We start from the raw sequence: 22,470 nt of genomic DNA on the forward strand, positions 1-22,470 counted from the left end.
ACGCAACACCTGCCGCTTATTATTCACACTAAGAAAATGAAGAAATCGCTTGTTATTTTTTATGCCATTATCATTTATGCGGTAGCAGAACTGATGTGGTGGGGGTATATGCTGGTAAATCTGCAGCCCCGGCGGTTTGCCATGATCATGGGTGAAGGCTCTATGTTTGTTATCGTGTTTTTAACAGGTGCATTTTATATGCATAAGTCGCTTGCCAAAGAGCGCAAGCTGATGGAGCAGAAGAAGAATTTCCTGCTATCCGTTACCCATGAATTGAAATCGCCTCTGGCATCTATCAAGATCCTTTTACAAACTATCCAGAAGCGTGATCTGAGTAAAGCGCAGATCCTTGATTTTATAGATAAGTCCCTTTTAGATGTAGAGCGACTGGATGATATGGTGGAGAATATGCTATTGGCATCCAAAATCGAAAACCGCTCTTACAGCTTTCCTAAAGCAGAGTTTAATTTGTCAGTTTTGGTGGATAGTATTGTTAACCGACTGCAGATTACAAAATGTGATTGCAACCAGCAGATCATCAATGCGGAGATAGAGCCTAAGATAGAGATCACCGGGGATAAGTTTGCGCTTACTTCGGTAGTAACCAACCTGGTAGAGAATGCAGTAAAATATTCAAAACCTTGTATGGCTGTGGATGTTAAACTTTTTTCTAAAGATGGCAAGGTGTATTTCCAGGTGGCTGATCATGGCATCGGTATAGCCGATAATGAGAAAACCCGTATTTTTGATAAGTTTTACCGCGTGGGTAGCGAAGATACCCGCAATACCAAGGGCACCGGGCTTGGATTATATATTGTAAAAGAAGTGCTGGATAAGCACCAGGCCAGTATTAGAGTGAAGGATAACCGCCCCGAAGGCAGTGTTTTTGAAGTTGTATTTGCATAAACCAATTATAGAGATGACGCCCACAAAAAAAAGAATTTTACTAGCTGAAGACGAAGACCATTTGTTAGAAGCCATCAAATTAAACCTGGAGCTGGAAGGTTATAAAGTTTCTACAGCAAATAACGGTAAAAAAGCACTCCAGATTTTTAAAGAAGAGCGTTTTAATCTGGTGATACTGGATGTGATGATGCCGGAGATTGATGGGTTTGTGGTTGCAGAAACCATCCGCCTGGAAAACTCTGAAGTACCCATTATGTTCCTTACTGCCAAAAATACCAATGAGGATAAGATCTCCGGCCTTAAAAAAGGAGCGGATGATTACCTAACAAAACCTTTTAACCTGGAAGAACTGATTTTGAGGGTTAATAACCTGGTTAAGCGTAGTCTCAAAGGGGAAGACCTGAAAGAATTTAATAGCTACAAAATAGGTGAGAAAACTATCCATTTTAATTCATTTGAATTGGTGAACGAGGATGGCAGCATTACCCCTTTAACCAAAAAGGAAACAATGCTGCTGAAGCTTTTGATAGAGCGCCGTAACGAGGCTGTATCGCGCGAGCAGATCCTGGAGACGGTTTGGAATTATGATGTATATCCGAGTACCCGCACCATCGATAACTTTATCTTAACCTTCCGCAAGTATTTTGAACCGGATCCTAAAAATCCTGTATATTTTCACTCTATCCGCGGCGTGGGTTACAAGTTTACAGATCAGCACTAGTACATGTTTACAAAACGGGCACGCATATTAGTCACCGGTCTTTTTGTGATACTGCTTACGGTAGTTTTGTATATGCACATTTACCCTTTGGCTGCCGTTTGTGTAATGTTTATTGTGCTGCTGATTTGGGGGTATTATAAACAGGGGCCAATTGTACTGGCCGCCAAGCATTTTCACGACAAAGATTATCGTGGCGCCGAGCGTTTGTTGAATGAGGTTAACCGGCCGGAATGGCTGAGTAAACGGCGCAGGGGTTTTTATGAGTTCATCTACGGCGGTATCTGCATGCAGAAAAAAGATTATGATGAAGCTGAACGCCACTATGAAATAGCAGCCCAGTACCCGCTTCGCAGTGCAAATGACCATGTGGCCGCGCTGATGCATGTGGCCAATATTAATGTACGCAACGGTAATTTTGAAAAGGCCAAAGCCTATTTACAACTCGCCGAAAAGCATAAAGATAAAATAACTGCTAAAATGAAAGACGTAATGAGTCGCGTTGAGCAGGAATTGAAAAAACACTAAAATAGAGGCAAGACTTTAAGCGTCAGGAAGCAAGATGGATTTTTCTTGCTTCCTGGTTCTTATCTTCTTACCTCTCCAATATTATGAGAGATTCGTTATTAATAAAAGCCGCATTTTCAGAAGCAATAGAACGTCCACCCGTATGGATGATGCGCCAGGCAGGCCGTTTTATGCCACAATACTGGGAAATCAAAAACAAGTACTCCTTCCTGGAAATGTGCAAAACGCCGGAGATCGCTGCTGATGTAACCATGCTACCGGTTGATCTGCTGGATATTGATGCAGCTATTCTATTTTCCGATATACTCGTAACCGGTGAAGCAATGGGCGGCGACTTAAGCTTTACCCAAGGTATCGGCCCCAAATTTGCCAACCCGGTACGCACGCAGGCCGATATAGATAACCTGCAAACTGAAGTAGGCGATAAACTGCAATATGTGGCCGATGCCATTAAAGTCATTCAGCAACGGCTGAACGGTAAAATACCTTTGATCGGTTTTGCAGGTGCTCCATTTACTGTAATGAGTTATTTAGTGGAGGGCGGATCATCTAAAGATTTTAAGCTAACCAAGTTGATGCTGCACAACCACCCGGAAATGGCGCATCAGTTATTGTCAAAAATAGCAACGGTTACAGCCGACTACCTAAACCTGCAAATTGCTGCCGGGGTAAATGCCGTGCAGATCTTTGATAGCTGGGCTCAGGCTTTATCATGGGATGATTATACCGAGTTTTCGCACCGCTACATTGTGGAGATCATTAGCAAGCTTAACCGGAAAGATATTCCGGTAATCTCATTTTGTAAAGGCAGTTCGGTATTTGCACCGCTAATGGCAGAGGCCAAGCCGGATGTAGTATCTATCGACTGGAATGTTGATCTGTTAGATATCAAGAATCGTTTACCGCAAGGTATTGCTGTACAGGGTAACCTGGATCCGCATATTTTGTATGCCGATAAGAAAGTGATCAAAGAACGCATTTACCGCCTGTTCGACCGTATGAAAGGTGAAAAAGGCTTCATCTTCAACCTTGGGCACGGCATCATGCCGGATATTCCGTTTGATAATGTGAAGTACGCGGTTGAGGTGATAAAAGAGTATAGATAAGCCCCCCAGCCCCCTGAAGGGGGAGTAGGAGGATGAATTTCAAATTGTCATTGTGAGAAACGAAGCAATCTCTAAACTATGCAGATCGAATATGCAGATCGGGAGATTACTTCGTGCCTCGCAATGACGTGTTAGGAAAGCATGTACCAATACGTTTTAGCCATACATATCATCTTTGTAGTCTGCTGGATGGCGGGGCTATTTTATATTGTACGTTTGTTTATATATCACCGCGAGGCGCAGGATAAGCCGGAACCTGCGCGTAGCATCCTGTCGGAGCAATTCGAAATCATCGAGAAGAAGCTGTGGTGGATCATCGCAACTCCAAGTATGTATTTCGTGATCCTTGCCGGTGCTACCATGCTGCATCTTAATCCCGGTTTGTGGAAAATGCCCTGGCTGCATGTAAAGCTCACTTTTGTGGTGGCACTGATCGCCTATCACTTTATTTGCCAGAAAATTATGAAGCAAATGGCAAAAGGTACCTACAAGTGGACTTCCCTACAGCTTCGCCTTTGGAACGAAGTAGCCACTATTTTCCTGTTCGCTATTGTTTTCCTGGTGGTATTAAAAAGTGCCGTCAATTGGATCTTTGGCGTTATTGGTATTATCCTTTTTAGCCTCATTATCATGTCGGCGGTAAAGGTTTATAAGTATTTTAGGGAGAAGAGGTAAGTTATGCAATGCTGCCTTCATGTAAATTGCTTACCGGGAAAATCAGATCGCAATTGTTCCAATTTAAATTTCCCTGATTTAGACTGAATTTGCAAACAGTTTTTCATCCAGATATTTTGATATTGACGGGTGTTGAGCTTTGATCAGAAATGGTTTGAAATCAACCCGTTTGGTAGTGTTATCACTAAATTTTATTTCGATTACAAAATTTCCTAATAGTTCGCCGAAGTGACTTCTATAACTTCAATGGAAACTAATTCTGTGTAATCCTGGGTAATTTTCATTTTAATCTTTCTGTAATATTTATTTGCCCAAATAAACAACCCCATCCTTCATCACAAAGCCTACCTGCTTTACGGCTTTAATATCTACGGAAGGATCACCGCTAACGGCAACCAGATCCGCTACGTAACCTGCCTTGATATTCCCCGAAGTCTTCATTCCGAAAACTGCTGCGTTCACCGATGTAGCCGACCGAAGCACGTCTATAGGTTTCATGCCATACTCCACCATCAGCAGCATTTCCAATGAGTTATTGCCATGAGTAAACACGCCTACATCGCCGCCCATGCAAATGGTTACACCGGCCTTTAGTGCTTCGGTGAAGATGTAATGCTTATGCTTTACACTTTCCGGCTCCGGGTCGATGCCTTTCTTCCAGCCGTGGTAGAACTGGATGGATTCTGTAGCAGCCAGCGTTGGGCAAAGGGCAATTCTTTTTGCTTTCATCTGTTTAAATAACTCCGGTGTGCCGCCATCTCCGTGCTCAATGGTACTTACACCGGCAGCTATGGCTCTGCGCAATCCCTCTTCGGTACCAGAATGTACCACCACCTGCCTGCCGCTGCTGCCAGCAACCGCTACGGCCGTTTTTAGTTCCTGCTCGGTAAAAGTAGGCTCCGACGCCCCGTCCACTCCCCACCGGTAATCGGCATAAAGTTTTATCACATCCGCGCCGTATCCAATCTGCGAGCGTATTACGCGGGTAAGTCCTTCGCTGCCATCCGCTTCTTCTGCACCTTTTATCAGGTTCAACTCGCTCACGCCGCTTTTGGGCCCGTAGCTGCCCGTGGCAACAATAGCCCTTGTGGCAACCAGCATCCGCGGTCCTGGCACTACCCCCTTGTCAATGGCGGTTTTTAATCCCGCATCGTCATACCCGGCACCTTCAGTACCTAAATCCCTAACTGTCGTAAATCCTGCCATCAACGTTGCTCTGGCGTGTTCTACGGCCCGGGCCGTACGTTCAGCGCGGCTTTCGGTCAGCACCTGCTGGTCCCAGGAAGTTTCGTTGTATGGATGCAGGAATAAATGCGAGTGGCCTTCAATCATGCCCGGCATCAGCGTGCTCCCTTTAAGTACTATCACTTTAGCGGAGGCTGGTACCGCCATAGATGATGGTTCTCCCGCGGCTTCAATATGCTTACCTTTTACCAATACCCACCAACCCTGATGAATCTGGTTACCATCGAAAACACGGTCGGGTTTTAGAATGGTATAAGCATCCTGAGCAGAGAGTTGAATTTGGAGTAAAATTAGGGCTACTATTAACGAAAGGAACTTTTTCATAAATGATTTAGGTAGAGGATTGTAATTTAGGCATTATTGCCTTTATTAATGAAAATATAGCCAGTTTTTTCAGTTGGGGGTCAGCTGTCGTTTATATACTTTACAATGATCTATATTAGGAAGATCATTCTCTTGTCTTGTTTCCGAATTATTTACAACCTCATGCAACCATTAGGCAACAATCGCCATCTTACTTTTAAATGATGTTTGTGGAACCTAGGCTCACTATTGACGAACTGGTATTGCGTTGCAAAGCCGGGCAGCGTAAGGCGCAGGAAATGCTGTACAAGCTGCTGGCTGCAAAAATGATGGGCGTGTGCCTGCGATATGCCACCGACCGGATGGAAGCCGAGGACATGCTGCAGAATGGGTTTATCAAGGTTTTTCAAAAGATGCAGGACTACCGGGGCGATGGATCTTTTGAGGGATGGGTAAGGCGCATCATGGTGCACAGCTCCATCGAATATTACCGCAAACATCACCGCATGATGCAGCTGGTTGAATTTGATGAGGCAGGGCTGGAACCGTCAGTAAATGCAGCAGCGGCATCGAGCCTGGAGGCAAAAGACCTGTTAGCGCTGGTAACAGCCCTATCGCCGGGTTACCGTATGGTATTTAACCTTTATGCCATTGATGGGTATTCGCACAAGGAGATCGCTGAGATAGTTGGCATTAGCGAGGGTGCCAGCAAGTCGCAACTCTCCAGGGCCAGGGCAGTTTTAAAGGAACAAATTTTACAGATTGAAAAAAAAAGCTATGAGTATGCAGGATAAAGAATTTGATGAATTATTCCGCTCCAAACTCGGGAGTTTTGAGTCGGAACCCTCCAGAGAGCGTTGGGACAGCATAGCTTCAGAAGTAAACTTAAGTAAACCCGGGCGTTCGGCCTTACCTTTTATCGGCATAGCTGCCAGTATACTGATAGTGATCACAGCCGGTGTGTTCTTTCTAAAGCCATCAAAAGTAACGAACGTTAAAGCGGATCAGGTAATAGTAGCCCGTAACCGCCAGCAGCCTAAAGTAACTATGGCCCCGCAGTATATCCCTCCGGCAGCAGTAGTAAAAGTGCAGGAGCCAGTTATTGCCTTGGCCCCCCAAAACATCATAAAACGGCGGAACATAGAAAATAGCGGTGTAGTCAAACAAGAAGTCGCTTTAGCTGTCGTTAACCCCGGGGAAGCGGCAATTGAAGAGCATCCTTTGGCCGGTGTTCAAAAACAGCCAGACGTGTTAGCAGTCACTTTGCCGCCTGTTCAATCGCTGGTGAGTAACGCGGAAAAGGCACCGGCTAAGCTCAATGCACAGCCAGACGTGGCTGTAGGATCGGTACAAGTGCCACCGGTTAAAGCTATTGCGTTAACCCGCCTTAAAAAGCGTGGTATTAGTACTTTTGGCGACCTTATTAATGTAGTGGTAGCCAGTGTGGATAAACGGAAAGACAAGCTGATCGAATTCAGTAACAAGGATGACGATGAATCATTAGTTACAGGTTTAAACCTGGGCATTGTAAAAGTTAAAAAAGAAGAAGTTATAGCAACCAATAAATAAAATGAAACACACCATATTTACCCTTATTATATGTTTTGCTGCAGCCAGCGTGTTTGCACAGACTAACCCGGCGGATACCGCCAAAAAGCCAATGGCCGATTCGGCTACCACGGTTGTTGATACCATTAAAAAAGTTAAAAAAAGAAAACTTAACATAAGCTTTGGCAAAAATGATGACGATGCAAAACCCGATACCTCCTACACGTCATCAAAAGCACCGGGCTTCTCGTTCGGGCTTACCTTTACACGCTTTGATATCGGTTTAACCACCCTCAACGATAATGGCAGCTTTAAACTCTCGCCTGCAAACAATTTTCTGCGGTACCGGTCATGGCGGAGCAGTAACATCGGTTTTGATGTATTGCAAATCGGTTATAGGTTCAGCAGTTCGTTCAGGATCTACACTTCCGGCGGGTTCGACTGGATCAACCTGCGCCTGCGCGAACGCGGCACCGTATTGCGCGACCAGGACGTGTTAACTTTTGTGCCCGATAATGTGAACTACAGTAAAAACCGGCTTACCGCCAGTTACCTGCGCGTACCGGTAGCGTTCGACTTTCGCACCCGCGATGATGCCGACGGCCGCAGATTTCACTTTGTAGGGGGGCTGGATATGGGCCTGCTGCTGAGTAGCAGCCTGAAGCAGGAAAGCCAGCAAAACGGCGATCAAAAACGCAGCGGTGATTACCACTTTACTAAATTTCGTTATGGTCCATTTTTAAGAGTAGGCTATGGCGCTATAGGTTTCTATGCTAAATATTACCTCAACGATACCTTCGACGATAGCCCCGCACAGGCCGGTTTAAGAAGCTTTAACGTGGGGATGAGCGTAGGCTGGTAAGATACCGGTTGGATTAAATCTGCAGGGTTTCCCGACGTTAATTTGCGGCGAGTGTTCATTTGTGTAGCATTTCGGTTTTAAGTTCTTCCGCTTATTTGGTCAGTCTTTTGTTGTGCTAAATCACTGTTCCTGCTTTTGTGCTACAAACCAGGGTACAGATTTGTATATTGCACCCCATGGATCATGTTCCTTTTCTGCAGGCGGTTTCGGTGAGTAAGTTGTATCCTGGTGTTATGGCATCAGGGGTTAAAGAGATCAGTATCGAGATCCAACCCGGTAAAATAACCGCTATTATTGGTGAAAGCGGCAGTGGTAAAAGCACCTTACTAAGAATGCTGTATGGGTTACTTTCTCCTAATGAGGGAACGGTTTTTTTTAAAGGTGAGCGTATTTGGGGGCCGGAGGAAAAGCTGATACCGGGCCATGAGCAAATGAAGATGGTTACGCAGCACACCGACGATTTAAACCTTTTTGCCCGTGTGTGGGACAATGTAGCTGCTATGCTGCCAAGTACCAACGTAAAGCTGAAGGAAGAAAAAACGGAGGCAGTACTTACCCAGCTGAACATGATGCAAATGGCCTATAAGCGTGTTGCCGATCTGAGCGGTGGCGAGAAACAGCGTGTTGCTATTGCCCGTGCTATTATTACCCGCCCGCAGGTGTTATTTTTAGATGAGCCCTTTAACCAGGTGGATACCTCTTTTAGGGAGGGCCTCCAGCACGATATCCGGCAGATAGTAAAAGAGAGTGGCATCACCGTGGTAATGGTATCGCATGACCCGGCAGAAGTGCTGTCAATGGCAGATGAACTGGTGGTGATCCGCAACGGCGAAATTGTAGAGGCCGATCATCCCAAGAAGCTCTATCAACACCCTAAATACTTATATACTGCCGAGCTGCTGAGCAATTGCAATGTGCTTACGGCAAATGAGGCCGAAATGTGCGGCATATCAACCACCAAAGAGTTTGTAGTGGTGTATCCCGAATGGATCAGATTGAGTGCATCACCTGATGCGATGATGTGGACGGTTGAGGAGGTATTATTCAAAGGTTTTTACGAGGACCTTATCCTCAGGAACGAGTGTGTACTGCTGCGTGTGGTAAACGGCGAGAACGACCGCTTTAAACCCGGCGACCAAATTGGCATTAAGATCAAAAAATGGCTGGAATATTAAAATTTGCCCAAGGTATTGACTACATGTTCCTAATGTAATATCCAGGATTTCGTTTAATGATGGCACCCCCTGCGGACCGGGCTTTTCAGGGCTTCGCTTCGCTGCGGCCCTCCGGGCTAATCCCTTACAATCCCTCGTGCGGCATCATGCAGATATTTACCCCATGGAAAAGCAATACCCCTGATCAGCTTATCGAAGGCATCTAATTTAAGGGCGCTGCTGGTCTGTTACCCTTTCTCTTTTTTCCACTGCGCTTTTAAGGTTCGGTAAGGTTCAATGCCTTCTGCAGCCTTCCACTTTTGGTAAAAAATGGCAGCGGCTTTGGCTTTTTCGTCCTCGCCGGTCCCGCGTTGCAGCTGCTGGTAGTTGTGCGCTTTATCGTACTTTTTGCCGCCTTTGTAATTAGCGTAGCGCCTTGCCCTGGTATAACCCATCTGCAAATACTTGCGGGCCATATCCATCCCCACAAAATCATCTTGCTTCACAAAATCAAGGAATTGGTTATAGATGGCATCACTGCTTTCTATGGCGATGGCTTCCGTTTTAAAGCGCCAGTGCCGGCCAATCTCACCTTTGTAAGGCTCGCAGATCAGTACGCCCTGCTCGCCCTTGCCAACGCGGTATAGCTCCGGATGAACGCGATAGTTGATGTCCGGCTTCCATGCATATTGGTCAACTTTGAAATTTAAATAGCTGGGTTTATCCATCAGTGATAAACCTTTACCGTTCTTAAACTGCTTCTATTGCCGGGTGTCATCAACACCACGTTAGCTATCTCGGTAGCATAATCTTTAATTTCCATTAGCTGATTTTTGTAGGCTGACTTATCGTCGGCTTTATACGAGGTTATAGTTCTTCTCTTTCAGGCAAAATAACAATCTGAACACGTAATAGTTTATCCCTGTCTTTGTGTTACGTTCGCGCCCGCAACAATGGAAACACTGTAAACGCCTCTGAACAGCCCGAACACCCCCGAACATACCCGATTTTGGGACGATGAAAAAGAATAGTTTGAAATTGAACGGCAATTGTTAAAGGTTGTCTAAGTCCCAGCGCTTATTTAAAAGGCCGCAACGCGTAGCCAGTTTGTTGTATATAGACTATATCGAAAATATCAGCCTCAAAATATGTCAGGCGATACTGTGCTTAGCATTCAATTTTCACGAAAGCACCAATTTGAACCAGGCGCAATCACAAGTAGCGCTAAAGTATAACGTGGCGATGAAATTGTCTACGAGGCGCTTTGCCAACCTTTTTGATCCGATAGCATGTGGTCATTACCAAAAATCGCCCATAACCGCCTTTTCTTTGTGATCTAAATCAAATGATAGCAGACTGGCTCTGCCGTTACTTTGTGTAATAAATACAAGGTATCATGAACAGTAAAAACCACTTAAAAGAGAACCGTGAGCAGCTCATGGTTCTATCTATCCTTATTTCCGTGTTAGTTCCCAGATCTGCAACCAATAACAGATATGCTGTTTGGGAAGAAACCGTTCCGCCGCTGGCTGGGCCACCACCGCATTCGCATACCGACGAAGAAGTTTTTTATGTGCTGCACGGCGAATTTGAATTTATGTTAAATGGTGCGCTGATACCAGCTTTACCAGGCAGTGTAATTCATATCCCGTCAAACGATCTGCACACGTATAAAAATACCGGCAACAAAACAGGCAAACTATTGACATTAGCCACGCCAGGGTTGCTTGTTGATTATTTTCATGTAATTGGGCAACCGGTAAGATCGGTTAATGATATTCCTGACTTGAATATCCAACCAGATGTTTCGAAAATAGACCCGGGAAAAGCCTTCGCATTTGCAGCTAACTATGGAGTGACTTTTCATCTGTAATTCTTAAATTAGTCAGCAATTCAAAAACCGTGATCGCAATTCAAAAATTCAGGAATGAAGCTGGTGTTATTTATGCAACATTAGTTTATCAACCAGTAAAAAACTATTTGCTGATGCGTTGGATCGGCAATTCCTCGGAAGACGAAGTGAAAAGAGCTTCGATGGGGATGATGCAGTGGCAAAAAAATGAAGGACAAGCCAAAAAATGCCGCTTTCACGTTCATGATACCAAAGAGATGCAAGGTGCCTGGATTGGTGTTGTAGATTGGATCCGGGACGAAATGTGGCCCTTTTGTTACCAATGCGGTTTAAGATATAATATCAGCGTTACCTCGCCCGATCTATTCTCAAAAATGTCGTCTATCGCGCTTAAAAAACAAAATTCGAACCAAGTGACTACGGTGCTTTTTGAAACCCTGCCTGCTGCAGAAAGCTGGCTTACTGAAAAGTACAAGTCATTGAATTAGCCCGGATATTTGGCACCCGGAATGCCCAAAAAAGTCTGCAGTCTTGTTATCCTTAAAACAAATTTAAAATTAGTCATGATTTGTTGGTCAGGACAAGCACAGCAAGCAGTATCAAACGCTTCCCATTTGTAATCAGCGCAATTTGCTGATCTCTCAGTGACGGCGATTGCCCGTATAATGTTGTGGATGCCGAAACTAAATATGCGGGTAACACCATCATCATGCCGTGTTTTATTTCTGTATGTTGGTAGGTCGGAAGTTTAGATTGGCAGCAGCCTCTGATAAGCTAAGTATATAATTGCTTGATATTGTAACGTTTATCTGCATTTTGTCGTCTTATTGAGATGAGAGTGCTCTACAATATCGAACGGCTCATCAACCCATCGCCTGAGGAAAGACAAGCGCTGGAGGCATTGGTAAGTATCCGGCAACTGGAAAAAAATGAACATTTTTTAAATGAAGGAGATTTTTGTGAATCTATCGCATTTATTGAAAAAGGGAGTATCCGTTATTACTACCAACTGGAGGACCGGCAGGTATGTAAGGGTTTCCTGCTGGAAAACGGTTTGGTTTGTTCCTTTGGCAGCTTGTTTTCACAGGAGCCCTCTACCATTTACATCCAGGCAATGGAAGAAACCGAGCTTGTGGAACTGAATTACCGCGCAGTGGAGGAGTTGTGCATTAAATACCCGGTGTGGAATAAGCTGGCGCGCATCATTATTCAGGAGCAGGTAATCCATGCAGAAAAACGCGAAAGCGGGTTTTTGAAAGATTCCCCAGAAACGCGCTTCCACACGCTGATAGCGGAACATCCCACTATTTTTAAGCGCGTACCGCTGCAATATATTGCCAGTTATTTGGGCATGAGCCGCGAAACGCTTAGTAGATACCGTCATAAATTGAACAAGTAAGAGTTGCTTTTGTGATTTAAATCAAATAGAAAACCAGTAGTGGCTAACGTTCTTTGCATGATTAATCAACACCGGCAAGAGTGGTAAAATTAAAACGTAAACCAATAAAATGCGATGATGCAGGTGTTTGAAAAGAATAAATTTTATACGTAATTATTAAAAAAATGAAAACAAACCTAACCTTTGCGCTATGCGCAATTTTATTACTGTGCGCTTGTAAAAAATAAAAAAGCGACTACAAAGCTCCATTAATTCAAGTAATTCCAGAGCAGGAGACGATCCAGCCTGTGGATGGTACAACGGCCACTAAGAATAGTATTGTTTATACCCAAATTAATCAGCAGTTATCTTACAACAAATTCATAACCATTGATGCCGACCACAATGGAAAGAATGATTTTTACTTCACCAGCGTTTTAATTGGGCAGGATAATCAGTCGCATTTGTTTTTAATGGCGAGCCCGGTTTCAGCAAGCGGGGCCAAATTGTTACTGGATGTTAGCCAGGAACTGGTGGTTGGTTTTTGGGGAAAACCCGTAGATGCTGATATGCAGATAGGGGCTGCCGAGCCGGCCAACACCAGCTGGAGCAACTATTTAACAAAGGGAATGATGCTGGATGTGATAGAAAATAGCCAGCAAGGGGATTTGTATGACGGGCCTTGGGTAGCCAAAGCCGATAAATACCTGGCTATGCAAATTATTATCAGCGGTAAAGTTCATTACGGATGGATCCATTTTACCCATAACGTAAATGAAAAGCGCATGATGATACTTGGCTTTGCTTACAATGATGTAGCTGGAGCAGCAATCAAGGCGGGGCAGACGCAGTAATAACGCAAATAGGAGATACAGAGCCACAGTAATTTTTCCTGTTTTAATGGATTAATTGCAAAAGCAAATTAGGTTACGAATGTGATCGATATAACACTTATCACATTTGTAACCTAATTAAACTAGAATAAAGATTTTAAAGTAAGCTGCCTTAGATAGCAGATCAGGTTTTCTCTTTCCTAGTAGCGCAAAATTGTTAGATCGTAATTATACCATCTCTATAATTTTTAATTACCGTAAACAGCTCCGGCGCTTCAAGATCGAGGGCGGATGCCGTTAGGTGAACTTCTAAATTTCCGTTGTCATCTTCTGCGCCATCTGTCAGCAATTTAGAAAGCTTTTTGCGAATAATCGGGATGTATTTTTCCGGCTTATCTATTGTTAGTGTGATCAAGGTATCACCCCCTACTTTATTGAGAGTCATATCTGCAATGTCCTCCCAACGCATCAGCCCTGCGGCTTTACTCACCGCGGTAACTTTTGCAATTATGCCTTCGTTATTAAGTATAATTAGCGCAGACTTATCTGTCAGGGAGATGAACATTTTGGTAATAACGATCGCCAGGATCAATCCAAATAAACCCGAAGCTGCGGCTAATTTAGCACTGAAAACGTCGCCAAATGCACCGATGCTGTATAAAAACAATAATACAAGTACCACCAATATTCCAGCGCATGCTAAGATCAGCTTGACTGACTTTTTTTTATTTCTGTAAAATTCCATGACCAATTTTGAGGTTTGAAACCGGAATTTAATTCCAGGTTACATTTAGGTTATTGTCTTTAGCGAACGCTTTGCCCTTGGAGAGCAACGCAGCATAGTGCTTTTCAAACTGCGCACTATATTTTTCCTCAATCGATCTGATGATCTCATCTTTTTGCGCTTGCGAAGCTTTTGCATCGCACAACTTTGCATATGCAGTATACTCATTTTGATATACTGGAATCACAAACTCGTAGAGTGCCACTGACTGTTCTTTGATAGCTTTTCTGTGATCATCATTTGCAGTTAGCGCTTTGATATCTTTAAGCGCTTTTTCCATAAATAATATATTATTCTTCACATAGATGGAGGCTTCATCGCCCTTTTTTTTACTCGAAGGAATGTCCGGGAATTCAGTTGTTTCATCATTGATGTGTTTTGCTAATTTAGGTGTTCCGAAATCTACTATCGTATTGGTATTTAAAACAGCCACGTCAAAAAACTTGTCTGCAGGTTCCGAACAGGATTGCATCAATAAAGAGCATGTTAAAAGCAGTGCCAAGGAAAATTTACTGGAAGTGGTGTTAAAAATACTTGTCATGTAATTAAGTGGTTGATTCAATTGTTTCTAAACTTGATTGGATGATTATGCCTGCATTTTGCAGAGATTGAAAGAACGAACCGGTCCTCATTGTTAGCAGGGACGGCATCAGTTAGCACAGCGTTATATTTACATCGTGTTCTCCGAGGCCTACGATTTGAAATTATAACTCTTGACCTTCAGTAAAGCTGAAACCGTATTGCCTTTTGCACGATAGCGTTCAGTATCGATTTAAAAACGCCAACGTCCCTAAATTTCTGTTTGGTAAGGTAGCAGCAGCTATATTGAGCTGAATTTTTACACCTTATCATCAACAATTAGCCAAAGGCTGGTAAAGGTGGTTGCTATGTGCAACGCTTTATAGCAGATATGGTTTTACCTGATTCCCTTATCCGCCCGCCCTTTATTGGAAAGGGCCAATCATTTGCCGCTACTCAGCCAATTTTATCAGTTAAATTCTTTCAATTTCAATTTGGTACTTATACCCACGTAATGCATAACAGATTCAATTGATCAAATGCATTACAAACTAATATCTTTACTAGATAAAATTATGAACCAGGCAAATTCCAATCGACACATTTTGTTAATAGCGTTATTAGTGCTATTGGGTTTAACCTCCCCAAATATTAGCCAGGCACAGCTACGCAATGCTCGATTTAAAAATAACCCGCCAGTCGCCGACACACTATTGACGCGGTTCCAATCTCCGCCGGATTCTGCCAGATCAAGGGTCTATTGGTTTTGGATATACAACCGGGTTACAAAAGAAGGCATCACCAGAGATCTCGAAGAATTCAGAGCGAAGGGTATTAGTGGCGTGAACCTGATCTGCAACGGTGGCTATGGCGGTAAGGAACCATTACTGGGAGTTGACTTTTTAGGTAAAGAGTGGCGGACGCTTTTCAGACATGCTATTCGTGAAGCAAAAAGGCTGCATCTGGAATTTGGTTTCAACCTGGCAGGAGGATGGACGTTAATGGGTCCTTCTGTTACGCAGGACGATGCCATGAAAAAAATTGTAACAGCAGAGCTTACCGTTAATGGCGGGACAAAATTTTCCGGAGCGCTGCCGCAGCCTGAGCAGATTGAGGGGTATTATCATGATATTACCGTTCAGGCCTATCCATTGCCAGCCACTGATAAAATCGTTGATCTAAAAATGGTCATAGATATTTCATCGCATTTAAATCCTAATGGCGTTTTGAACTGGACTGTACCACCCGGAAAATGGGTGATCTTAAGAAGCGGTTATACGCTAACGGGCCATCCCTGGAGCAAATGGAAAGCGTACCCGGATGGTGACACGTTTAAAGGCGGCGAAGGTTATGAGATCGACTATCTAAGTAAAGCTGCATTGGACAATTACTTTAACTATTTAGGTAAAACCGTTATTGAAGAGGCAAAAAAGGCAGGAGGGAAAATCGACTATCTGTGGAGCGACAGTTGGGAATGCGGTAAACTAACCTGGACGCAGGATTTTCCCAATCAGTTCAAGAAATTCCGTGGTTATGACCTGAAACCTTTCTTGCCGGTTTTAGCAGGGTACACTGTTGTCGATTCTGCAATCACTGCACGTTTCCGGGAGGATTTTGATAGGACGATTCAGGATTGTATCGCTGAGAATTGCTATGGACATTTTGCCTACTTATGCCATCAATATGGAATGAAAGTTGGTAACGAAGCGGGCGGGCCCAATGATATCCCTCCACAAGATGTTTTAAAGAATTTTAGTACCAGTGATATATTAGCCGGCGAATTTTGGGTAAACGGACATCGAAATGCGCCGGGCGGATACAATAAAAACCGAAATTCGAGACTTAATCTGAAGCAGACTGCTACCGCAGCGCATGTGTATGGTAAAAAACAAGCGGAAGCCGAAGCTTTTACAGAACAGGAAAAAGATGCCACCCATTGGACACTTGGCCCATCTGATTTAAAACCTTACGCCAATGATGCCTTTGTTGAAGGTATCAATCGCTTAATGCTACATTCTGCAACCAGCCAGCCCCCGTCTGACGGCAAGCCGGGCTATGAGTATTGTGCCGGAACTCATTTTTCTCCAAATATTACCTGGTGGGAACAATCGTCTGCCTTTTTCAACTACCTCAATCGTTGCCAGTACATGCTTCAGCAAGGAAACTTTTTTGCAGATGTGTGCTACTATCTGGGAGAAAGACCGCCGCTTTTGGCACCCCCCAAATACAGTATACCGACACTTGGTGCCGGCTATGACTGCGATTACATTAACCCGGATGTGCTTCTTAACAGGATGACCGTAAGGAACGGGCGTATTGTATTGGCCGGAGGAATGGTTTACAAACTGTTTGTTTTACAAAATTGTGTTTCCCCAACGCCGGAAATTGCGGCCGAGGTTGGGCGGTATCAGGGGCTAAAGGTTTCGCCAATTCCTTCCAGAGAAATGTCATTGCCTGTAATCAGGAAAATAAGAAGCTTAATTTATATGGGGGCTACAGTGGTTGGCGCACCTCCTGAAAATGCCGGGGAGCTTAACGGTCACCCGGTAACTGATGCGGAGGTTAGAAAAATTGCCACAGAAATTTGGGGCGACCTTGACGGTAAAACACGAACAGAGCGCAGATTAGGTAAAGGCCGTGTAATTTGGGGGAAAACGGAGAGAGAGATCTTAAAAGCTGATGGTGTAATACCAGACATGACCTTTACTGGCCAAGCTGAAGATGCAGATCAGTTTAATTATATCCATCGTCAGGATGGTGAGACGGAAATTTATTTCGTAATCAACCGGACTAATAAAAAACAAACACACGACTTTACTTTTAGAATTGCCGGTAAACAGCCCGAAATATGGGATGCATTAACTGGTAAAAAGACCAACGCAACGGCTTACAAGCAAACAAACGATGAAACAACGATGCCGTTGGACCTTGACCCATTCGGTTCTTATTTTATCGTGTTTCGGAAATCTGGTCATTCTAATGGTACTGCCGCACATAACTTTCCGCAATTGGTTCAACTGAGTACTTTGGTTGGGCCGTGGAACGTATCATTTGACCCTACCTGGGGTGGCTCGTCGAAGACTACCTTCCCTGAGTTGGTCAGCTGGACTAAACGCCGGGAAGAAGGGATTAAACACTACTCGGGTTTGGCAACCTACAGCAAAACTTTTGATCTGGAAGCTGCCGCAGCTGAAAGTTTATCAGAAAAAGATAAAAGAATATTTCTTGATCTTGGTGAAGTGAAAAATGTGGCGGTGGTACGCGTTAACGGAAAAGATTTAGGTGTTTTATGGTGCGCCCCCTGGCGTGTTGATATTACTGATGCATTAAAACAGAAGGGCAATGTATTACAAATTGATATCATCAATTTATGGGCAAACCGGGTGGTTCATGATCTCAGCCTTCCGAAAGAAAAAAGATTAACTAAGACTCACGAAAGCTTTCGGTTTGACATGTTGAATGTGAACACTCCTCCGCTTGAGTCTGGATTAATTGGCCCGGTCAGGCTTTTTACGGCAACAAAATAAACGATTGGGGCAAAAAAAGGCATTTAAACGATTCGGGTAATGCAGAGCAACCAGCGTTCTAAGTCTAATTATTGGCGTTAACTGTTGAAATAGATGTTGATGGAATGTTTGACTGGGTTCAATTAGCTGGCGTTGGTGACAATACGCCCTTTTGGGATGAAAGTGTTCACAGCACAGCTGATGCACGAACGAAATATGGAGCAAATGCAGTAGACGCCAGCGGCCAAACTCTAAAGACCCAATACAGGATACCAATATTATTTTGGCTATAGCCAAAATGATTGGGGTATTCAGATGAATCAAGCTCAGCAAGCGCCATATGAGCAAACCTGGGCTGCTTTCCAGAATGGTGTGAATGGAAATAGTCGTGGTTTAGCTATGGCCCAAGGTACTGCCATGCTAGCTACAATGGTAATGGGTGGTGGCTTGACTGCAGGAGAATCCGCAGGTAACTTTTTGATTAATGGGGTGGGAAGAAAAGCCGCTATTGCTGAAGGTATAGCTTTAGAATCACCTGCAAGTAGCCAAGTATTGAATTTTACATCGAAAGTTTTACAATCTAAATTCAAGCATGCCGGAGATTTTGGGGTATTAAGCAATTACGGTAGAGGGGCGGCTAGCGAGTTCAGTGCTGCAATCAATCAACATATAAATGCTGAGGGTACGCAACTTATTCAGGGTGCTTATCGTAATGGGAATAATCTAGTAAACTTCTATTTGAATGTCGAATCCGGTTTAAACGTAGTTTCAAGTAGAGCAGGACAATTCATCACTGGTGCTAGATTAAGCCCGGAACAAGTGCAATCAATATTAACTAGAGGATTTTTATGGTAGGCTTATGAAATTAATAGACAAAAAATCAGTAGAAAAATATGTTATTCTGTCCCGTCAATTTATAGATAAAGCTATTACCGGCGCCGATTTTGAAAATATGTTTATTAAAACAAGAAGGGAGGATAAATATTGGCTCGAAGGTCGTTTTGATAAGGATATAGGTAAGATCCTAGATGTTTTATTTTTGGATGTGAGTGATTATGTCCCGGATGAATTATACGATATTGATGATCCTATCAACATAAATGAAAACGAATTAAATAACAGAGTAAGAGAAGCTCTTGTGAAACTGGAGAAATTGATTTTATAAAAATGTTGGGAATTTCGAACACCTAAAAAAGTGAGCTTATTTAACGACTACAAGACTCACAGCCTGGCGCCTACTGGCGCGGGTTGCAGCGTAAGCCAAGCGCGGGGCGTACTCGTGTCTAAGCACTTGCAAAGTAGCCCCCCGCTCCCGCAAGAGATCGCTGCCGCCAGCGTCCCCGCTGGTGTGCCAGTATGCAAAGTAATCGGTATGCAGATACCCGCAACTTTTAGAAGATATGTGCAGCTTCGGCATAGGGATAGGAGTGGATACCGGCCTTGTGGCTAATGCCTGCGCAGTATAAACGGATAGCCCGGCCCGGAGGGAATGCCCAAAAAGATAATTTGGCGCCGATGCAGTTCCATGCTATAATAGACAAGGGGCACAGGCTACGTACGCATGCTAGCGGCGATGAAAAGAAGTAAGCAACACCAGCTAACGATCGCAACGTTCTACCTTTCTCTTGTAGCTTCAGTATAAATTTACACTTGTTTTAGCAGGGAGAAATTTCTATCAGGATGACAAAAACATGCGTAATTGCATCAAAAAGCCTATTTTACGGCAACAAAAAAGGGTAAGCGACCATTAAAATGTGCTTACCCTTTTGCTCCTGAGCCTGGACTCGAACCAGGGACCCTCTGATTAACAGTCAGATGCTCTAACCAGCTGAGCTACTCAGGAATCTGGTTATTTACTCCTTGCTTTTTGTCTGCCGCTAACTTGCTGATGCAAATTGTTGGCGTTTTTTCCGTTTGGAGTGGTGCAAAAGTATGATTATTGAGGTAATTTCACAATATTTGCGAAAAAAAAATTAAAAATATTTTTACATGAGTTTGTTAGTTATTGGTACTGTGGCGTTTGACGCAATTGAAACCCCCTTCGGAAAAACAGAAAAAATCGTTGGAGGGGCTGCAACCTATGCCGGATTGGCCGCTTCTTACTTTTATGACAAGGTAAAAATCGTGGCTGTAGTGGGTGATGACTTCCCTGCCGAAGAGATTGCCGATTTAAATGCGCATAAAATCGATACCGAAGGACTGCAGATTAAGAAAGGTGAAAAATCCTTCTTTTGGAGTGGTAAGTATCATAATGATATGAACACGCGTGATACGCTTGTTACCGATTTAAACGTGCTAGCCGATTTTGATCCTGTGATCCCTGAGAGCTACCAGGACTGCGAATACCTCATGCTGGGTAATCTAACCCCACAGGTGCAGCAAACGGTTATCAGACGCCTTAAAAACCGCCCAAAACTAATCGTAATGGATACGATGAACTTCTGGATGGATATTGCACTGGACGATTTGTTGGAAACCATTAAAATGGTGGATGTATTAACCATTAACGATGCCGAAGCACGCCAGCTTTCAGGAGAGTATTCGCTGGTGAAGGCTGCCGCCAAGATCCTGGCGATGGGTCCAAAATATTTGATCATAAAAAAAGGTGAGCATGGTGCGCTGCTTTTTCATGAGGACCATATCTTCTCGGCCCCTGCTTTACCGTTGGCAGAGGTTTTCGACCCGACCGGTGCGGGGGATACCTTTGCAGGTGGCTTTATCGGCTATATGGCAAAAGTAGGCACTATCAATTTCAACAACATGAAAAACGCCATCATATTCGGTTCGGCACTGGCGTCGTTCTGCGTAGAGAAATTTGGCACCGAAAAAATTAAAAATCTTACTGCCGAAGAAGTAGCGGCGCGCATACAGCAGTTTGTTCAGCTTTCTTCTTTCGAAATTTAAAAGGGCATTATCAATTACTAAAGGCGCAAAGCGGATTTCATCCCGAACTTTGCGCCTTTTTTATTTCTCAACAGGATCATAATAATACTGCGGAACCAGCATTGTTAACTAGTTATCCCCGCCCGGGGATGCTAAACTGTTATTTTTCAATCAATCTGGCAGGCATGATTCCAAAGACGGTTCTATAGCTTTCTAAGAACCCTCGGCGCTTTTTACAGGCGCAAGCACTCAGTTTTTCAAGGTCAGCAACAATTCATCCAGCTGGTGCAGATCTTTGGTAAAGCCTTCTTCAAAATTCATAGCTAAAGTTTTTTCAAGGTCAGCAAGGGTATCGAAGGTGTATAGCAAGTCTACCTTCACCTTATTGCCTTTTGTGGTGAACGTGCCGTTCCACAAGTTTTGGGCAAAGTTCGGACTCATGCTTCCATTTTCGTCACAAAAGCCATCGATAGCCGAAAAGGATGTTTCAGTTTCAATAGCCACGTAGTTTACCCTACTCCAAAACGTGCCCACATCCGGTACAATCATGGCATAATGCCAATAGCCCCCCGGGCGGAAATCCATTGTTTTGGTTTCCACACGGCAGGGTTCTGGTCCCCACCATTGGTCCAGCAATTCGGCAGTTGTCCATGCCTTCCATACCAGTGCCGGGTCACCATTAAACTCGCGAATCACGCGAATGGTGTTGTTTTTCTTGTTGACAGAAAACTCGAAAAATAGATTATTGCTCATTTTCTTCAATGCTTTTAGCGCATTATAGCCGCCTGTTATTGGCTGCATTGCACGGAATTGACGTCGCCCTTTCTATCGATCTGGGTTTATCAAAATCCGCTTACAAATATACGCAACTGGCTGTTTGTTAAAGTATTCTGAATTTATTTTGGGTCAATTAAATATTGTAAGTCATACGACTGTTGAAAAACCTTAAAAAAATCCCTCAAACATCTGATGTTTAAAATAAACATCGTATGTTTGTATCAACAATAACATAATGACGAATCAAAAATTATCAGACCAGGTTGCTGCGAAGCTAAGGCAGGATATTGCCGGAGGGAAATATAAAAGCGGCGAAAAAATACCTGCTGAACCTGAGTTGATGAAAGTTTACAAGGTTGGCCGTTCATCTGTCCGTGAAGCGGTTAAGAGCCTCGTTAATGCCGGGATTTTAAAAGTGCAACAGGGGGCGGGGACATTTGTGAACGAAACACTACCTGAAGAAAATATAGCCGATCGTTTACGGATAGCCGATTTTGAGGAGATCAACGTTGTGCGGATATTGCTGGAAGAAGAAATTGTAAAACTGGCAGTGGAAAACCATACACCGGCCCACCTGGATGAGATGGCAAATCAGCTGGCATTACGTAAGCAGGCTATTGCAGATGAAGACAGGCAAGCCTGCACCAATGCTGATGTAGCTTTTCATATGGCTATGGCTCACGCATCCAATAATAAGGTGCTGGTTGCTTTATACCAGAATTTCACGCATACCATCCGGACCTTCTTTTCTCAACGTGAAGAGATGGGAATTGGGCATTTTGCCATGAGCCACCATCTGCACCAAGATCTTTTACGGGCGGTAAAAGCGAAGCGGAAAAAACAGGCGCAGGAAATCATCCGGAATATTTTAGCTAATAATTACTAACACAATC

General features: G+C 43.8%; 24 protein-coding genes and 1 tRNA gene. 18 read left to right on the forward strand and 7 right to left on the reverse strand.

Translation table 11 applies throughout. The features are described from left to right. Positions 1-36: 36 nt before the first annotated feature. The 5 genes from A0256_09515 (at position 37) to A0256_09535 (ending at position 3,933) form a co-directional block, all read left to right on the forward strand. Complete coding sequence (locus A0256_09515) at positions 37-906, forward strand: two-component sensor histidine kinase (GenBank protein ID AMR34497.1); 870 nt, start codon at positions 37-39, stop codon at positions 904-906. Between the two features lie 13 nt (positions 907-919). Then, positions 920-1,627, forward strand: a complete 708-nt coding sequence (locus A0256_09520) for a DNA-binding response regulator (GenBank protein AMR31643.1) — start codon at positions 920-922, stop codon at positions 1,625-1,627. A gap of 3 nt (positions 1,628-1,630) precedes the next feature. After that, a complete protein-coding gene (locus A0256_09525) occupies positions 1,631-2,152 on the forward strand; it encodes a hypothetical protein (GenBank protein ID AMR31644.1) in 522 nt (173 codons plus the stop codon). A gap of 83 nt (positions 2,153-2,235) precedes the next feature. Further along, positions 2,236-3,258, forward strand: coding sequence for a uroporphyrinogen decarboxylase (locus tag A0256_09530; GenBank protein AMR31645.1), 1,023 nt, complete (start codon positions 2,236-2,238; stop codon positions 3,256-3,258). A gap of 141 nt (positions 3,259-3,399) precedes the next feature. After that, complete coding sequence (locus tag A0256_09535) at positions 3,400-3,933, forward strand: protoporphyrinogen IX oxidase (GenBank protein ID AMR31646.1); 534 nt, start codon at positions 3,400-3,402, stop codon at positions 3,931-3,933. A 303-nt stretch (positions 3,934-4,236) separates the two neighbouring features. Here the strand turns inward: A0256_09535 and A0256_09540 are convergent, their stop codons facing one another. After that, positions 4,237-5,502 carry an amidohydrolase gene (locus A0256_09540; protein AMR31647.1) on the reverse strand — a complete coding sequence of 422 codons (1,266 nt, stop codon included), beginning with the start codon at positions 5,500-5,502 and terminating at the stop codon, positions 4,237-4,239. Between the two features lie 203 nt (positions 5,503-5,705). Here A0256_09540 and A0256_09545 point away from each other — a divergent pair, with 203 nt between their 5' ends. The 4 genes from A0256_09545 to A0256_09560 all read left to right on the forward strand — a co-directional run bounded on the left by A0256_09545 (position 5,706) and on the right by A0256_09560 (position 9,066). Next, positions 5,706-6,275 (forward strand): RNA polymerase subunit sigma-70, encoded by a 570-nt coding sequence (locus A0256_09545; protein ID AMR31648.1) that lies wholly within the window; start codon positions 5,706-5,708, stop codon positions 6,273-6,275. Further along, positions 6,259-7,050 carry a hypothetical protein gene (locus A0256_09550; GenBank protein AMR31649.1) on the forward strand — a complete coding sequence of 264 codons (792 nt, stop codon included), beginning with the start codon at positions 6,259-6,261 and terminating at the stop codon, positions 7,048-7,050. The genes A0256_09545 and A0256_09550 overlap by 17 nt, the downstream gene beginning before the upstream one ends. 1 nt (position 7,051) lies before the next feature. Further along, a complete protein-coding gene (locus A0256_09555) occupies positions 7,052-7,891 on the forward strand; it encodes a hypothetical protein (GenBank protein ID AMR31650.1) in 840 nt (279 codons plus the stop codon). 176 nt (positions 7,892-8,067) lie between these two features. After that, a complete protein-coding gene (locus A0256_09560) occupies positions 8,068-9,066 on the forward strand; it encodes a hypothetical protein (protein AMR31651.1) in 999 nt (332 codons plus the stop codon). A 227-nt stretch (positions 9,067-9,293) separates the two neighbouring features. On the opposite strand, the gene A0256_09565 is transcribed toward A0256_09560, so the two are convergent. Continuing rightward, positions 9,294-9,773, reverse strand: a complete 480-nt coding sequence (locus A0256_09565) for a cytoplasmic protein (protein ID AMR31652.1) — start codon at positions 9,771-9,773, stop codon at positions 9,294-9,296. A gap of 668 nt (positions 9,774-10,441) precedes the next feature. Between A0256_09565 and A0256_09570 the strand changes: the two genes are divergently transcribed. The 4 genes from A0256_09570 to A0256_09585 all read left to right on the forward strand — a co-directional run bounded on the left by A0256_09570 (position 10,442) and on the right by A0256_09585 (position 13,129). After that, entirely contained in the window at positions 10,442-10,918 is a 477-nt protein-coding gene (locus A0256_09570) for a hypothetical protein (GenBank protein AMR31653.1), read from the forward strand. Between the two features lie 29 nt (positions 10,919-10,947). Continuing rightward, positions 10,948-11,385: a hypothetical protein gene (locus tag A0256_09575; GenBank protein ID AMR31654.1), complete on the forward strand. Its 438-nt coding sequence runs from the start codon at positions 10,948-10,950 to the stop codon at positions 11,383-11,385. 344 nt (positions 11,386-11,729) lie between these two features. After that, entirely contained in the window at positions 11,730-12,296 is a 567-nt protein-coding gene (locus tag A0256_09580) for a hypothetical protein (protein ID AMR31655.1), read from the forward strand. A 287-nt stretch (positions 12,297-12,583) separates the two neighbouring features. Then, positions 12,584-13,129: a hypothetical protein gene (locus A0256_09585; protein ID AMR31656.1), complete on the forward strand. Its 546-nt coding sequence runs from the start codon at positions 12,584-12,586 to the stop codon at positions 13,127-13,129. 196 nt (positions 13,130-13,325) lie between these two features. On the opposite strand, the gene A0256_09590 is transcribed toward A0256_09585, so the two are convergent. Then, entirely contained in the window at positions 13,326-13,853 is a 528-nt protein-coding gene (locus tag A0256_09590) for a hypothetical protein (protein AMR31657.1), read from the reverse strand. A 28-nt stretch (positions 13,854-13,881) separates the two neighbouring features. Next, a complete protein-coding gene (locus A0256_09595; protein AMR31658.1) occupies positions 13,882-14,433 on the reverse strand; it encodes a hypothetical protein in 552 nt (183 codons plus the stop codon). A 553-nt stretch (positions 14,434-14,986) separates the two neighbouring features. On the opposite strand from A0256_09595, the gene A0256_09600 reads away from it, so the two are divergent. The 3 genes from A0256_09600 (at position 14,987) to A0256_09610 (ending at position 19,082) form a co-directional block, all read left to right on the forward strand. Further along, positions 14,987-17,938, forward strand: a complete 2,952-nt coding sequence (locus A0256_09600; protein AMR31659.1) for a glycosyl hydrolase — start codon at positions 14,987-14,989, stop codon at positions 17,936-17,938. Positions 17,939-18,232: 294 nt separating this feature from the next. Next, positions 18,233-18,772, forward strand: coding sequence for a hypothetical protein (locus A0256_09605; protein ID AMR31660.1), 540 nt, complete (start codon positions 18,233-18,235; stop codon positions 18,770-18,772). Between the two features lie 4 nt (positions 18,773-18,776). Further along, complete coding sequence (locus A0256_09610) at positions 18,777-19,082, forward strand: hypothetical protein (GenBank protein AMR31661.1); 306 nt, start codon at positions 18,777-18,779, stop codon at positions 19,080-19,082. Positions 19,083-19,118: 36 nt separating this feature from the next. Here A0256_09610 and A0256_09615 read toward each other — a convergent pair whose 3' ends face one another. Continuing rightward, positions 19,119-19,334, reverse strand: a complete 216-nt coding sequence (locus A0256_09615; protein AMR31662.1) for a hypothetical protein — start codon at positions 19,332-19,334, stop codon at positions 19,119-19,121. A 349-nt stretch (positions 19,335-19,683) separates the two neighbouring features. Further along, positions 19,684-19,760, reverse strand: a tRNA-Asn gene (locus A0256_09620). A 146-nt stretch (positions 19,761-19,906) separates the two neighbouring features. Between A0256_09620 and A0256_09625 the strand changes: the two genes are divergently transcribed. After that, positions 19,907-20,821, forward strand: coding sequence for a sugar kinase (locus A0256_09625; GenBank protein AMR31663.1), 915 nt, complete (start codon positions 19,907-19,909; stop codon positions 20,819-20,821). A gap of 228 nt (positions 20,822-21,049) precedes the next feature. Here the strand turns inward: A0256_09625 and A0256_09630 are convergent, their stop codons facing one another. Next, positions 21,050-21,553: an ATPase gene (locus A0256_09630; GenBank protein ID AMR34498.1), complete on the reverse strand. Its 504-nt coding sequence runs from the start codon at positions 21,551-21,553 to the stop codon at positions 21,050-21,052. 259 nt (positions 21,554-21,812) lie between these two features. On the opposite strand from A0256_09630, the gene A0256_09635 reads away from it, so the two are divergent. Then, positions 21,813-22,463 carry a transcriptional regulator gene (locus A0256_09635; GenBank protein ID AMR31664.1) on the forward strand — a complete coding sequence of 217 codons (651 nt, stop codon included), beginning with the start codon at positions 21,813-21,815 and terminating at the stop codon, positions 22,461-22,463. Positions 22,464-22,470: the final 7 nt, after the last annotated feature.

It is taken from the genome of Mucilaginibacter sp. PAMC 26640 (assembly GCA_001596135.1).
In the GTDB taxonomy this organism is placed as follows: domain Bacteria; phylum Bacteroidota; class Bacteroidia; order Sphingobacteriales; family Sphingobacteriaceae; genus Mucilaginibacter.